This is a genomic window from Bacillus sp. HY001 (assembly GCF_007558965.1).
GTDB lineage: Bacteria > Bacillota > Bacilli > Bacillales > Bacillaceae_G > Bacillus_A > Bacillus_A mobilis.
The window spans coordinates 172,007-186,975 of the sequence record NZ_VLTE01000031.1 but is presented as its reverse complement, the minus strand read 5'-3'; the positions used below and the strand labels follow the sequence as shown (position 1 = coordinate 186,975).

The 14,969-nt window shown below is 34.1% G+C and carries 15 protein-coding genes and 1 pseudogene; 5 read left to right on the top strand and 11 right to left on the bottom strand.

Annotated elements, in window-relative coordinates; translation table 11 throughout:
- Positions 1-120 precede the first annotated feature (120 nt).
- The gene (dsdA, locus tag FOT98_RS16485) at positions 121-1,461 is read right to left on the bottom strand and encodes a D-serine ammonia-lyase (RefSeq protein ID WP_063263629.1); all 1,341 of its coding nucleotides are present in this window, start codon (positions 1,459-1,461) and stop codon (positions 121-123) included.
- A gap of 149 nt (positions 1,462-1,610) precedes the next feature.
- On the opposite strand from dsdA, the gene FOT98_RS16480 reads away from it, so the two are divergent.
- Positions 1,611-2,156: a helix-turn-helix domain-containing protein gene (locus FOT98_RS16480; protein WP_063263630.1), complete on the top strand. Its 546-nt coding sequence runs from the start codon at positions 1,611-1,613 to the stop codon at positions 2,154-2,156.
- 165 nt (positions 2,157-2,321) lie between these two features.
- Positions 2,322-3,611, top strand: a complete 1,290-nt coding sequence (locus tag FOT98_RS16475) for an acyl-CoA thioesterase/bile acid-CoA:amino acid N-acyltransferase family protein (protein ID WP_063263631.1) — start codon at positions 2,322-2,324, stop codon at positions 3,609-3,611.
- A 40-nt stretch (positions 3,612-3,651) separates the two neighbouring features.
- On the opposite strand, the gene FOT98_RS16470 is transcribed toward FOT98_RS16475, so the two are convergent.
- The 6 genes from FOT98_RS16470 to FOT98_RS16445 form a co-directional block, all read right to left on the bottom strand.
- A complete protein-coding gene (locus FOT98_RS16470) occupies positions 3,652-4,332 on the bottom strand; it encodes a prolipoprotein diacylglyceryl transferase family protein (RefSeq protein WP_063263632.1) in 681 nt (226 codons plus the stop codon).
- 15 nt (positions 4,333-4,347) lie between these two features.
- The gene (locus FOT98_RS16465) at positions 4,348-4,902 is read right to left on the bottom strand and encodes a TlpA family protein disulfide reductase (RefSeq protein WP_063263633.1); all 555 of its coding nucleotides are present in this window, start codon (positions 4,900-4,902) and stop codon (positions 4,348-4,350) included.
- Positions 4,903-4,920: 18 nt separating this feature from the next.
- Complete coding sequence (gene ccdA, locus FOT98_RS16460) at positions 4,921-5,634, bottom strand: cytochrome c-type biogenesis protein CcdA (protein WP_063263634.1); 714 nt, start codon at positions 5,632-5,634, stop codon at positions 4,921-4,923.
- A 54-nt stretch (positions 5,635-5,688) separates the two neighbouring features.
- The gene (locus FOT98_RS16455; protein WP_063263635.1) at positions 5,689-6,501 is read right to left on the bottom strand and encodes a M56 family metallopeptidase; all 813 of its coding nucleotides are present in this window, start codon (positions 6,499-6,501) and stop codon (positions 5,689-5,691) included.
- Position 6,502: 1 nt separating this feature from the next.
- A complete protein-coding gene (locus FOT98_RS16450; RefSeq protein ID WP_063263636.1) occupies positions 6,503-6,919 on the bottom strand; it encodes a BlaI/MecI/CopY family transcriptional regulator in 417 nt (138 codons plus the stop codon).
- A gap of 107 nt (positions 6,920-7,026) precedes the next feature.
- The gene (locus FOT98_RS16445; RefSeq protein WP_063263726.1) at positions 7,027-7,425 is read right to left on the bottom strand and encodes a DUF3942 family protein; all 399 of its coding nucleotides are present in this window, start codon (positions 7,423-7,425) and stop codon (positions 7,027-7,029) included.
- A gap of 381 nt (positions 7,426-7,806) precedes the next feature.
- Here FOT98_RS16445 and FOT98_RS16440 point away from each other — a divergent pair, with 381 nt between their 5' ends.
- The gene (locus FOT98_RS16440) at positions 7,807-8,505 is read left to right on the top strand and encodes a peptidase E (RefSeq protein WP_063263637.1); all 699 of its coding nucleotides are present in this window, start codon (positions 7,807-7,809) and stop codon (positions 8,503-8,505) included.
- A 56-nt stretch (positions 8,506-8,561) separates the two neighbouring features.
- On the opposite strand, the gene FOT98_RS16435 is transcribed toward FOT98_RS16440, so the two are convergent.
- Together FOT98_RS16435 and FOT98_RS16430 are read right to left on the bottom strand one after the other, a co-directional pair.
- Positions 8,562-9,971 (bottom strand): MATE family efflux transporter, encoded by a 1,410-nt coding sequence (locus FOT98_RS16435; RefSeq protein ID WP_063263638.1) that lies wholly within the window; start codon positions 9,969-9,971, stop codon positions 8,562-8,564.
- Between the two features lie 99 nt (positions 9,972-10,070).
- Positions 10,071-10,835, bottom strand: coding sequence for a DUF2087 domain-containing protein (locus FOT98_RS16430; RefSeq protein WP_063263639.1), 765 nt, complete (start codon positions 10,833-10,835; stop codon positions 10,071-10,073).
- Between the two features lie 207 nt (positions 10,836-11,042).
- Between FOT98_RS16430 and FOT98_RS32940 the strand changes: the two are divergent.
- A pseudogene (locus tag FOT98_RS32940) lies at positions 11,043-11,144 on the top strand (MBL fold metallo-hydrolase); the annotation flags it as partial.
- 361 nt (positions 11,145-11,505) lie between these two features.
- Positions 11,506-11,928 carry a PH domain-containing protein gene (locus tag FOT98_RS16425; RefSeq protein WP_063263640.1) on the top strand — a complete coding sequence of 141 codons (423 nt, stop codon included), beginning with the start codon at positions 11,506-11,508 and terminating at the stop codon, positions 11,926-11,928.
- A gap of 92 nt (positions 11,929-12,020) precedes the next feature.
- Here the strand turns inward: FOT98_RS16425 and fumC are convergent, their stop codons facing one another.
- Complete coding sequence (gene fumC / locus FOT98_RS16420) at positions 12,021-13,409, bottom strand: class II fumarate hydratase (RefSeq protein ID WP_063263641.1); 1,389 nt, start codon at positions 13,407-13,409, stop codon at positions 12,021-12,023.
- Positions 13,410-13,533: 124 nt separating this feature from the next.
- The gene (gene nhaC, locus FOT98_RS16415; protein ID WP_063263642.1) at positions 13,534-14,937 is read right to left on the bottom strand and encodes a Na+/H+ antiporter NhaC; all 1,404 of its coding nucleotides are present in this window, start codon (positions 14,935-14,937) and stop codon (positions 13,534-13,536) included.
- Positions 14,938-14,969 lie beyond the last annotated feature (32 nt).

Genomic DNA, 14,969 nt, shown 5'->3' with positions numbered 1-14,969 from the left:
TGTTATATTTATTTGATATTCGTTCTTTATATCTATACTATAATGAACTAATGCGAAAATAACAAAGAATTTATAATAATACATATGTCATATAAATAAAAAATGAGGCCACAATTAGCCTCATTTTTCTAATATTGTTAATGACTCACCTGTTTTATAATATCCATTCATCACATCTTCTGGAACCATACTACCACCAGTTCCCCACACAATATGAGTACCTTCCTTCATCTTCTCTGTTAACTGTTGTTTTTGTAAATACTCATCTTCTGTACACACTTTCACTGGCCCTATCATACCAGCTAAAGCTGAAGGCTCTAAATAAATATTTTCTGTATCAGCTAGTTCTTTCAACAATCTATATAACTCTTCATCACTTACTGTGTAATTTCCACTCAAAAATGGTTCCATCGTTTTACCGACAAATCCAGACGGTCTTCCTACCGCTAGTCCGTCCGCGTCTGTTACATTATCAATCCCGATATCTTGAACGGCAATTTTATCATGAAGTCCTGTCATTAAACCGAGTAACATAGATGGTGAATGTGTTGGCTCTGCAAAGAAACAGTGCACGTTGTCTTTATACAATAACTTTAAACCAAATGCGACGCCGCCAGGTCCGCCTCCTACTCCGCACGGAAGGTAAACGAATAAAGGATGATCTTCATCTACTATAATCTCTAACTCTTCTAATTGCTTTTGTAATCGCGATGCCGCTACTGCGTATCCTAAAAATAAATCATGGGAGTTTTCATCATCTACGAAATAACAGCTAGGATCTGCATCTGCTTGCTGACGCCCCTCTTCTACTGCTTTACTATAATCAGCTTCATACTCAATAACGTTTACACCTTTACTTCTTAATAAATCTTTTTTCCATTCTTTTGCGTCTGCTGACATATGAACAGTTACATTAAAACCTAGTTTCGCACTCATAATCCCAATACTTAGCCCTAAATTACCTGTAGAACCTACCGCAATTGAGTATTTTGCAAAAAACTCTCTACATGTATCACTATCTAAAATAGAGTAATCAGCTTCTTCTGTTAACATACCATGCTGCAATGCTAATTGTTCAGCGTGCTTCAACACTTCATAAATGCCGCCTCTAGCCTTAATTGACCCTGATATCGGAAGATGACTATCACATTTTAATAATAATCCCCCTAAAATAGGTTGCTCGTAATGTTTCTCTAAAGCTTGTTTCATTGAAGGGATTTTTAGTAAGGGTGATTCAATTATGCCGCCTGTTTCTTTCGTTTCAGGAAAAACTTTTGCAATATATGGTGCAAAACGCTTTAACCTCTCTTCCGCATCTTTTACATTCTCTTCATTCAGTGGCGAATCTTTTATTGCCGTTTCATACTTTTCCATGTTCGGATTCACCCAAAACACTTCTTCTGTTGCGATTAATTTATTTAAGAGTGGATATTCCTCTTTTAATTTCTCTATTTCCTTCATTTCTCTTCCTCCTCATCAACTTGTAGCTTACGATTTAATAAATTATAATTAAATTAATTTTAATATAGTTTAACATAAATTATTCGCTTTAGTTAATTTTAATTTAATTTATTTAAATATAATTAAATAAATGGTAAGGAGCTTTAATCATGGAAAATATAGATATCGGTAAAAAGATTGAAAAGCAAAGAAAAGAAAAAGGTTTAACGAGTAAAGAACTAGCAACGATGGCAGGTATTACACCTTCTATGTTAAGTCAAATTGAGCGTGGGTCTGCTAACCCTTCTATCCAAACATTAAAAGTACTCGCAAAAGCGTTAGATGTTCCAACATTTAGCTTTTTACTTGAAGATACAAATACAGACGATTTAATTGTACGTTCTCATAAACGAAAAAAAATGATTATCGATAATTTATCATATGAATTGTTATCACCTGATTTTACAGGGAATTTAGCAACAGCAATTATGACTGTTCCGCCGAATACAGCTTCATCAGAAAATGTACTAGAACATAAAGGTGAAGAATTAGCATTTGTATTAGATGGGATAATTACATTACATTTAAACGAAGAAGAGTACACTTTAGAAACGGGTGATAGCGTAAAAATACCCGCTTATTTAAAGCATAAATGGGTAAATCAATTCGAGAAAAATGCCATTGTTTTATTTTCTGTTACTCCGCCGATTTTTTAATACATTTAAGAAAAACGGGATAATCTTTGTAAAACATGGATTATCCTTCTTATTTAATAAGCAGGAAACTACTCCTCATATTAATAAAATTCTATTTACAGTAGAGGTCTATTTTGTTATTCGTAGAAAACTTGTTATATATAATTTATATTGAGGTGTTATGAAATGAGTATTCACAAAAAAACGAAACCCCGTATTCATGTTAGTTCGTCAATCTCATTAATTGATTCTCCCATTCAAATTTATATAACTGGATTAGAACCTTTACAAGAAGTAACAATAAGAGCCTCCAGAATTGCCGAGGGAATACATGATATATATTTAGAATCAAATGCTACCTTTATTGCAACTAAAGACGGTAATGTAAACCTTACTGAACAAGCACCCATTAATGGCTCTTATACAGGGATTGATGGAATGGGATTGTTTTGGTCCTTAGACATTATTAAAATAGGCGAACATTACGAGTCTACGCAAAATGATAAGAATCCACTGTCGCCTCAAAACTTAACTTTATCACTTGAAATTAATGGATCTATTATTGATGAAATAAACATATCAAGATTATGGAAATCAAAACAAATCGTTCGGTATCCAATTAGAGAAAATGGGTTGGTCGCTACTTATTTCTACAACGAAAATAAGAAAGCGTATCCAGGAATTATTGTACTCGGCGGTTCAGAGGGTGGATTAAATGAATACCTTTCCGCTTTACTTGCATCACATAATTTTTCAGTACTCGCCCTCGCTTATTTCGGAATCGATAATCTACCAAAACAACTTGTAGAAATTCCCCTTGAATACATAAAAACAGCCATTGAGTGGATGAAACAACGAGAAGAAGTCACCAACAATTGGTTAGGTATACATGGGACCTCTCGAGGAAGTGAACTAGCCCTTTTATCAGCATGCCTTTTCCATGAACTAAAAGCTGTTACTTCTCTAAACGGTTCAGCTATTGCATTAAGTGGGATTGTACCGTGGTCTAATGTTACAACATTACCTCCTGCTTGGACCTTTAAAGGGAAAGCATTACCGTATGCGTCTCCTGAAAATCCCATTTCCATCGCACTCGAATGTCGTAAAATGTTTGAAGAACATAGGGGAATGCCATATAGAAAGTGGTATAACGCTTTAACTTCAAATTCTGAAGTTGTAGAAAATGCTACTATACCAGTTGAAAAAATTGATGGGGATGTATTGCTAATTGCTGGTGAAGAAGATGAAGCTGATATTGTAAGATTATCAAAAAAAGCGATTGATAGATTGGATACATTTCATTCTCCTCATTTTTATAAACAACTCGTATATAAAGGGGCTGGACATTCTATCGGCATCCCTTATTTAAGAATAAATTATAACCAGGGGAGCAAAAAAGATAACGCTTTTGCTAGTATTGATTCATGGAAGAAGACCATTCATTTTTTTCAAAAAAGCTCACAATCCCAATTATAAAGAGGTATGCATGTATGAAAATTTCATACATGCATACCTCTTATTTTTTCGGCACCAACAAAATTCCTAAACTAATAACAAAAAAGCTCATTATTTGCTGTGCTGATAAACCAAATAGAACCGAATTTTGTTCACTAACAAGCGACATAATGATATGAGCAAACCCCTCAACTATTAGAAAAACACTTATATTCTTTCCATTTCCTAATCTTTCATTTTTCATCCATAACAAGCCCAGTATACAAAGGCCAAGGATGATTTCATATACGAAAATGGGATGATATAAAAATTTAGATTCATATATTTTCACACCCCAAGGCAGTGTCGTTTGTACACCTATTTTGTGGTGGAATAGAAAATAAAAAATAATACTCATACATAGCCCAATAGGCAATGCATCAAGTAAAATACGAAACGAAAATTGCTCCTTTTTACTTTTCCAAACAATATATGCACTCGCAATTACACAGCCTGCTATAATATGCTTCATACTTCCTATAGCTAATAATGCTTGCAATGGCGATTTAAAAGCCCATACTGGATTTATAATTGCCGGTGCAAATTTCCATACAAATACAATGATTAGAAAAGCATTTGTTACTGCATCCATCATTTTTTCATATGGTACACTTTCGTTCTTCATCTTTCGTTTCATCAACATAAATCCAAATAGACTTCCAATTATAAGAGATACAGGTTGTAACCTCACGATCCACTCCATCAATACAAAATCCCCTTAACTCTCAATTAATTTCTTAAATTTCTCTTCTAATTGATCTGGAGGTAATACACCTCGTACTTGCTCTACGATAATCCCATCTTTATTAACAAAAAATGTCGTTGGTAACGAAAATACTTTATAATCTAATCCAGCTACTCCGTCCATATCTAGTAAAACAGGAAACTTAAATCCGTGATGATCTGCAAATGCGCTCGCTTCTTGTACTGGATCTCCAATTGTCGCATTTACCGCAAAAATTTCAACATCCTTTTGATATTTATCATACAAATGAACTAAGTCAGGTGCCTCCATTTCACATGGGCCACACCATGATGCCCAAAAATTAATAAGGTATGGTTTTCCTTTTGCATCATTTAACGAATGCAGCTTCCCGTCTAATCCTTTTAATGTTATGTTTGGCGCTTTAAATCCTACTTGTGGTAATACTTCTGTTTCTTGTAACTCCGCTTGTTTTGCTTTTCTTTCTTTTTCTTCTTTTTTTGTATTATAAAAGTTCACTCCGGCCCAAATTAGTGCCCCGGCTAGTATAATCGCAATTAGTTTCTTCACTTTTCTTCCTCCTCATTTTTAAAAACCAGTAAATCCACCGAATAGGCGAATAAAGAATGCTGTAATTTTCGTCATTTGATTTGTATACAGTAAAATACCTGTTATAATCATCATTCCTCCGCCAATTTTCATCATGACATTGGCATATGTAACAATCCATTTTACCTTTCCAATAAAGAATGCCATTACGAAAAACGGAACCGCAAACCCAAGATTATATGCTGTAATATAAAGAAGTGCACCTTCAGGATTCGTCGCCCCAAGCATGAGTACAGCTGAAAATATCGGTCCAACACATGGCGTCCAACCGGCTGCATATGTCATACCGACTAAAATTGAGCGAATATATCCAGTCGATTTACTTCTATACTGTACCTTTTTCTCTGCCATAAGCCACTTAGGCTGAAACAAACCTGTCATAAACAGCCCCATCAAAACAATGAAAATCCCGCCAATTTGTTGAATTAATTTTTGGTTAGATGAAAATGTTATTCCAATCCAACTTACCGATAAACCTAACGCATAAAATATTACCGAAAATCCGATCATAAAAAATACGGTATGCATAATCGCTGATTTTTGCATCATTCCACGATTATCTTTTAAATCTTGAATAGATACACCTGTAATATATGATAAATAAGATGGATATAGCGGTAAAGAACACGGTGATATAAATGACAATACCCCTGCCCCAGCTACAAGCCAAATTGTTAAATCTGCTGCATTCATTTTATTCCCCCTAAATACACTACAATGAGTAGTGTTGATTCTTAAAAAAAGAGGCTATATGCACTCTCCTACAATAAGTACAACCGATATACAGAATAAAGCTAATGTTACATATACCGAATTCGTATGTAATGGAATATTAAGCTTTACGACTTTTTCATTTAACACTTGCTCGATTCGTAAATTTATTGCTGTTTTTGCAAATGAAGCTGTCACACATCGATTTTCGATTGTCTTTATTTTAATTATTTTTAATAATGCGCTACCTAACTCGAATTTAGATTTCATTTTTCGCATTGCATATTTATCTGCAGCTAACTCCTGATACACATGATAGCGTTGCAATAGCCCTTTTAATATCGGGATGTATATCATTCCTTCTGCTAATAACGTAAAACAAAATAATTTTAACGGATCTCGATTATTTTGATGATATTCTTCATGAAAAATAATTGCATCCATTTCTTCATCTGAAAATGTTTGAAGCATCCCTTCTGACATGACAACTTTCGGACGAAATAACCCAATTGTAAATGCCGCAACTTCCGAGGTCGGCAATATATATATTTGTTTTCCTTTTCGAATGAAAGGGATAAGTACTTTTTGTAATTTTTTACTATAGAAAAACTGTCGCCAAATTCTTTTGCATACTATGAGTACAGTAAGTAATAGTAATCCAGCAATTATAATACGAATGAGCGATAATTCCTTCATATGTTGTTCTAAATGAAACAAGCAAAACTTTGAAAGAAAGAACGCCTTATTTTGAAATAGAAATGGATATGTAACGTAATACACTAACAAACTGAAAAAGAGAGTACTAACAATTACTGCTAACAATATGATTTTACGCATTTGCCATTTCATTTCATTGATCCTCTTTTTTTAACTGATTCAATTTGTCTTCTAATTTTTTTATTAAAGTCGGATCAGCCTGCTCTAACTCATCAAGCATATGATTTACAACTAAATCTCCAAATTCCCCCATCAATTCCTGTGTCATTTTCTTCGTTTGATTGGATAAGAATTCTTCTTTTGTTTGCACAGCACGATATATACCACTTCTTTTCACAGTCTGTTTTTCTAAGTGGAATTTCTCTACTAACCTGTTCATAACTGTCATGACCGTATTAAAATTCACAGGTGATTCTTCACTTAATTTCTGCTGCACTTCTTTAATCGTAATACCCTCGGTAGACCAGACAATCTCCATAATTTTCGCTTCAAGCGGTCCAAAGAAATGATTTAACCCTTGCTCATTTAACTTATAGTTTTGAGTAAACATAGTACGGCTCCTTTCACACTACGAATTGTAGTATAAATTAAATGAAAGGTCAAACACGAATGATATGCACTAAAATTCACTACCTATAAATCAGTACCCCGTTCTATTCATCGTAAACCTAATTTCTCTCCAAATGTATCAAAGAGATACTGCTCTAATATTTGCACACTAAACTTCTCATTACGTCCAAGTGCAAATAATTCCCGATCTTTTACTACAATCGTATCTAACGGAATAACGACATTATCCACTATTTTTGTAATTTCAATGATGTTACTTTTTACATTTACCTCTGTTTTAAATTCAATGTTTTCTAATACGATATGCGAGCGTCTTCCTGATGCCAAAAAAGTAAAGTTAGGATTTTTATAAATGCCAATTTCACTCTCTAATGGGTATAAATACTGAAAAATGATATCTCTATGTCCATCTTTTATTATTTTTTCATCCTTCTCATCATCTAAGTATTCTTTCACCTTCGTTGTAAATTCAAATCGAAAATCCACTTTTTTCACGCTCCCTCTTTGTATTTTTATATTAAATAAATATATTGAAATAATTTTACCATATTGTAATACAAGTTCCTATTAAAAGTAAAAACTCATTTGTAAAATCTCTATTATTTCCGATTCTTTTTTAAAGTATAAGCACTAATTCAATATGAATTCATGCTTTATTATATCTATTTAAACATATTGTTTCCATATTTTGAAACAATAGTATGAAGTATTATATATCGATAAAGTGAAACTTTTATCAACCCTCGCCACCTTTACTATTCCGATATACTGAAACTACATTTTCTACTTATTCATTACATAGAGAAGGAATGTAAGTCTCTTCTATCGAATTTTTATATAACGAAAATGATTAGGTGGTGCTTTACTATGAAATTAGCTGTCATTGGTGGCGGTGACTTACAAGATTCAAATCACTCGCCTATTAATGAACGACTTATAGCATTAACAAATAAACAGTATCCAAAAGTACTATTCATTCCTACAGCAAGTCATGATGATGAAAGCTATATAAAACTATTTTTAGATACGTTCGAAAAACAATTACACTGTGAAGTACAAATTTTACGTACTATAGCCGATACACCTTCTAAATATGAAATAGACGAAATGATTCAATCGGCTGATTTAATTTATCTCGGTGGCGGAAACTATATTCACATGCTTACACAATGGAAAGAACTTAAACTAGATGAAAAATTATTATTTGCTTTGCAACAAGGAACGCTCATTGCAGGGTGTAGCGCCGGCGCTATGTGTTGGTTCACCTCTAGTATCCGCTCAGATTATGAAGATTCTGGTTATATAGAGAGCAATGGCTGGGGGATTGTGAACAAAAGATTTTGTCCACATTATAATCAATTAAATAGAATGAACGCCTTCCATACCTTTTTACAAAATCATCAAGGTAATATAGAAGGAATTGCACTAGAGGATAATTGCGCTTTATATATTACAGAAGAGTCTTTTGAAATTATCGGCGAACCTGAAAAAGCGTGGGAGTTTTATATGAGTGATAACAAACTCATTAGACAACATTTTGATATCACTTTAAAAAGCTATTTATAAACCTACACTTACCAAAAATGTCCCTAAGTATAATAACTTAGGGACATTTGCATGATTTAGCTCACTAATCGTGTAATTCGTTTCTTCTGCCATGAAAGCTTATAATATGCATACTGTAAAATTAAGCTGACAATAAAGGCTGCTGGGTACCCAATCCATATCCCTTCTATCCCGAGACTTGTATGGTAAGAAAGGTAATACGCTACGGGTACTTCAACAAGCCAAATTGATACAACGCCGATAACAGTTGGCCATAATACTGTACCACTTGCTCGCATTGTCGCACTAATAATTTGCGCATGACCAAAAATTAAATAGCTCCATAATGTGATCATAACTAGGCTGTGAGCAATATCAATTGTAGTTTGACTCGTTAAAAATAGTGATAGTATGTCTCTTGAGAACAAGTAAATAAGAGATATTAGCACACCACCGATGACATAGTTCATAATAATTCCGGCCTTCACAACTTTCTGCAATCGATCAAATTGATTTGCACCAATTGATTGTGCTGCAAAAATAGAAACTGTAATACCGAGGCTAACTGCTGGCATTTGTACATAACTTGCAACTTGATTCACGACGCCATATGCTGCTGTTGCATCCGAACCGTAACGATTTACAAACGCGATGACCGCAATTTCAGATAATGAAACTAATATCATATTAATACTCGCCGGAATACCGAGTCGTAGCAATAGCTTCAATAACTCCCCATCCATGCGAAGATATTTCCTTACCGTACTATCTAATTGTAGTGGGTGATTTTTCTTCTTTAAATACACCAACATGACAATAAACGTAATAACTGTAGATATAACAGAAGCATACGCTGCTCCATACACATCTAATTTCGGAGCTCCTAACCATCCAAAAATAAGAATTGGTAATAAGATCATATTTAGTGCTGTACTTACAATTAAAAAGTAAAATGGCGTTTTAGAATCTCCTGTACCTCTCATAAATGTTGTATATGCGAAATATAAAAATAATACTGGCATCGATATAAATAATATACGTGCATAATGTACACTTATTTCAATAATATTTTCTGGCGTTCCCATAAGGCGCATAATATCCATTGCAAAAATACTGCCTACTATCGCCAACACAACTCCAATAATAAATGTAAATGTCAGCGTCGTACCAACGATAGCTTTTAAACGATCTTCGTTTTTAGCGCCAAACGCCTGACCAATTAAAATAGAACTACCTGAACCAATACCAATTACAAATGAAACGAGTAAGAAAAATAGAGGGAAGAATGCTGATATGGCTGCTAAATCATTAACTCCAAGCCATCTTCCTACTACTACCATACCGAATAATTGTCCAATCGATTGTAATACATTACTTAATAGTAACGGTACTAAAAACATGGACATCGACTTCCAAATCGGTTTACTCTCACTTTCTAACTTATGTGACTCCGCACCTTCTTTATTGTTATCTGTAGGTGGTTTCAAATTTCATTTCTCCTTTTATTAAAAATCTATTTTTCAACTTCTATCTCTTTGTATAGTTGTTATAATAATGTGCTTCTATTCACTTTCTTTTCCGTATGATTATAACTTCACCCAATATTGGCTTCCATCAGCTGTTCTATCTAAAAACCCATATTCGATTAAATATCTTCTTAACGTTACAAAATCCGGATATACACTTTCTATGACAACATTTACTTCTTTCTCAGTGTACTTTTTATTACTATCAAACTTCGTCACTAAATGGCGTAATATAATTAATTTACGCTTTTGCTTTTTCGGAAATTTAGAAAGCGGTCCATCTAATCCTTCTGTAAAATGTGCTTTTAATACTTCATCATTTTCTTCTTCCGTAATATTGTAGCGATCATCTACCATCGTCGCTGTTCTATGAATAGGTACAAATTTCGTTTGTACTTTTGATTTTTCTTCTGACAGTTCCATTAAAGCTAAAAACACTTTCGCTTGCTTCATTTTCTCTCGAAGTGTAAATCGATGATTGCGAATGGTTGAAGTACTTCCGCCATCCATCTCTTTTACAATCTCTTTATCATTCAGCCCCATATGGAAAAACTGAACCATTTTCTTTTGCAAATCCGTTAAGCCCGTATACTTCTTATCAAGATTTAATAAATAATCAAACATAGACGTATGTTCATTTTGCACATGCACTTGTACAAACTTCTCAGCTTCATACAAAACTTGATTATCTTGATAAATAACTCCCTTAATAAATGCTTCTCCACAAGCTAAACAAATATATTCCTCTGCTTCCGCTTCAAATACATACCCTTTCTTCAATTCCTCAACCGAAGCATCCCAAAACTTCTCTGAAATATCACTCACACTAAACACTCCTTTAAAATGTTTATCTAAAAATAGACATTTTCCAATAACGTTTACTATCACTTCATCATCTTAACATACAGTAAATAAACATTTCAATGTTTCGTTTGCCCATTTTATAAACTTTTATTAAAACGTCTACTAGATAATCCTATAGTAGGACTTAAAGCAATGAACAGAGAATGTATGTAATAAGTGAATTTCTAATTGAAAGAAGTAAAATACGTTATTCAATATTTAAATGATAACAACCTCGTTCAACATGGAACCGGTACTCAATCATTCCAAAACTTTAGCATTCCATTTTAACTACAAAAAAGGTGTTTCCATATACGAAAACACCTTTTACCCATTATATATTCTATTTGCAATCTCTAGTAAAACTTTACTTACCTGTACGAATATATGCTTTAGGTTTCGATCTTCAACAAATGTATTAGCACAACTACCCAAAATCATCATACAACTAATTATGACTATCGCTAACTTTCTATTCTTGTAAGTCACTTCATGCCACTCCACTATACAAAACTTCCTTTGAATTTATCCCCATCAAGAAATTTTACATGAATAATAAAACGTGTGAATATGCAATTCTGCATATTCACACGTTTTATTACGATGTTATGATTTAATTTAGTTACAGTACACGTATACCGAGGTGACTAACTTGAAATTTAAAGCGAAAAAGAATCCATTTCACGTCATTTTCATTACATTATTTATCAGTATTTTTCTCGTTTCACTATTCTTCCAAAATGAAAGTTCTATTTTTTTCACTCTCATGATGCTTTTAAATATCGTGAACCTTTCTTCTTTCTATTTCTCTCACTACAACGTAACGGAAGCATCCCTTATCGTAAAACATGGTTTTGTATTTCATACTGAAATTCCATTTGAAGATATTCGTCACGTTAAATTCTCTGGCAAAACACTTCACTCTGAAAAGTGGACTAGGCAGCAATTAGAAATCCATTACAATTTATTTGACTCTGTGACAACTTTCGTACCCAAAGAAGAAGAAAAATTCATTGAACTCTTAAAAGAAAACTGTCCACAAATGAAAGTATTGAATAGTCCTGCTAACAAATAATATATTTTGGCAATTGCAGTAATACAAACAGAAGACATACAAATATATATCAAAAAAGCCAAGATTCTAAACAAAGAATCTTGGCTTTTTTATTACTCTTTCGGAGCAATCATTTTTTTCGGATCTACAATTTCATCAAATTGCTCTTCTGTTAGTAGTCCAGATTGCAATGCTGCCTCTTTTAACGTTAACCCCTCTTTATGAGCATGCTTCGCAATTTTCGCTGCATTTTCATATCCGATATGCGGGTTTAATGCTGTAACGAGCATTAATGAACGATTCACATTCTCTTTAATTACTTCTTCATCTGCTTCAATACCCACTGCACAATTATCATTAAATGAAACAATTGCATCAGCTAATAAGTGAGCAGATTGTAAGAAGTTATATGCAATAACAGGTTTAAATACGTTTAACTCAAAATTACCTTGGCTCGCAGCAAATCCGATTGTTGCGTCATTTCCCATCACTTGCGCTACAACCATCGTTAACGCTTCACTTTGCGTTGGATTTACTTTACCTGGCATAATAGAGCTTCCTGGCTCATTTGCCGGAATAATAATTTCTCCTAGACCACTACGCGGACCGCTTGCCAGCCAGCGTACATCGTTAGCAATCTTCATTAAATCAGCTGCTAATGCTTTTAATGCACCATGCGTATATACAGCTTCATCATGGCTCGTTAATGCGTGGAATTTATTTGGTGCAGAAATAAATTGCTTTCCTGTAAATTGGCTAATTTCCACCGACACCATCTCACCAAATTTAGGATGAGCATTAATACCTGTTCCAACAGCAGTACCACCAATTGCAAGCTCTTTCATATATGTATTACTCTCAGCAATCATACGCTCTGTTTTTTCAAGCATACGGTGCCATCCGCTAATTTCTTGTCCTAATGTTAAAGGCGTTGCATCTTGTAAGTGTGTACGGCCAATTTTTATAATATGTTCAAATGCAGTTACTTTTTCTGCTAACGTTTCTTTTAATTTCGTAATGGCTGGTAATACATGATTTTCTACTGCGATCACACATGCTACATGAAGCGCCGTTGGAAATGTATCATTTGAACTTTGAGACATGTTCACATCATCATTCGGATGAATATGTACGTCAGATCCCTTCTCTTTCAAAATTTGATTCCCTCGATTTGCAATTACTTCATTCACATTCATGTTTGACTGTGTACCACTACCCGTTTGCCATACGACAAGTGGAAAATGTTCATTCCATTTCCCTGCAATCACTTCGTCAGCTGCTGCCACAATTGCTTCTGCTTTTTCTTCTGATAGCTTTCCTAATTTTTGATTGCTAAGTGCTGCACTCTTTTTTAAAATCGCAAACGCTTTTACAATTTCAAGCGGCATTTGCTCTGTTCCAATCGGGAAATTTTCTTTACTACGTTGTGTTTGTGCTGCCCATAATTTATCAGCTGGAACTTTTATTTCTCCTATTGTATCTCTTTCAATTCTGTACTCCATTTTTTCATCCCCTTGAAAATAAAATACCTACATTTCTTATATTAACAGACTTTCACCCAGATGATAAGGATTCTCACTCGTATATATAAAAAAAATACCTCCTGCCATCGCAGAAGGTATTTTTTTATGATACTTGCTTTCCTTTTTCAACGTCATCTACATACCAGATGAATTTGCCTGTATATCCGTAAATAACCGCCAAAATTAATGATACAAAGCTTAACCACATAAACGGAACGTATGAGAACGTTGCTACACCTAAAATACCAGCCATAAAAATACCATTATCAGACCATGGAACCATACCTGAAGTTAACGTTCCACCTACTTCTGAGTTACGTGCTAATACACGTCGGTCTATTTTTAATTTATCATAGCTATCTTCCATAATTTTCGGTGTTAAAATTAGTGATACGTACATCGCACAACCAAATATATTCGCTAAAAATGCCACGATTAATGTAGACAATGTTACATTACCTGCAGAATTTAATTTCTTCTCAAATTTTGATACGATTACTTTTAAAACACCTAGTTTTTCAAGTAATCCACCAAATCCTAAGCCGAAAATAATAACGGCCACTGAGCCAAGCATACCGTTAATTCCACCACGGTTTAATAACTTGTCAACAAACTCAACACCAGATTGAATTGAGAATCCGTTATACGCTGTTCCAATCGCCTCTCCAAAGTTCATGCCTTGGAAAAGAGTTGCCCAAATTGCACCAATTAAAGCTCCCATTGCAATTGTCGGCATAGACGGTTTCTTCATCGCTAATAGAACGATAACAATAACCGCTGGAACAAGCATCCATATTTTAATATCAAATTGCTTTAATAAAGCTTCTTTTAAAAACTCTACTCGATTCAAATCTACATTATCGCCGCCATACATCCAACCAGCTACAGTAAACATAATGCTAGTAATAATATAAGCCGGAACATCTAATACGAGCATAGCTCGAACGTGAGCAATAACATCTACTTTCGCCATAGAAGCTGCAAGAACTGTACTATCAGAAAGTGGTGATAATTTGTCACCGAAATAAGCTCCTGAAAGAACTGCACCAGCAACAAGCGGAAGTGGTAATCCAAGTCCCTCACCAATTGCCATCATAGCAATACCAGCTGTTCCTACTGTTCCCCATGATGTTCCTGTCGCGATAGAAGTTATCGAACAAATAATTAATGTTGCCAGTAAGAATATGCTAGGGTGAATAAACTCTAATCCATAATAGATTAATGTTGGTACAACGCCACCAGCAATCCATGTTCCAATTAAAGCACCTACTGCAACTAAAATCAGTATTGCTTCTAATCCGTTAGAAATCCCTTTCGTAATTGCATCTTGCAATTCTTGATAACGAAATCCTAATCTTAATCCAAGCGCAATTACTAAAAACCAAGAAATAAATAGCGCTAATTGAATTGGGAGATCAAAAATCGTTTGGAAGGAAAAGACAACAGCAAGAAATAGTAATAAAAGAACTATGATTTCTAGCATCGATGGTAATCTTACACTTTTCATTTTTTTCTCTCCTTACAAGTCGATAACATGAC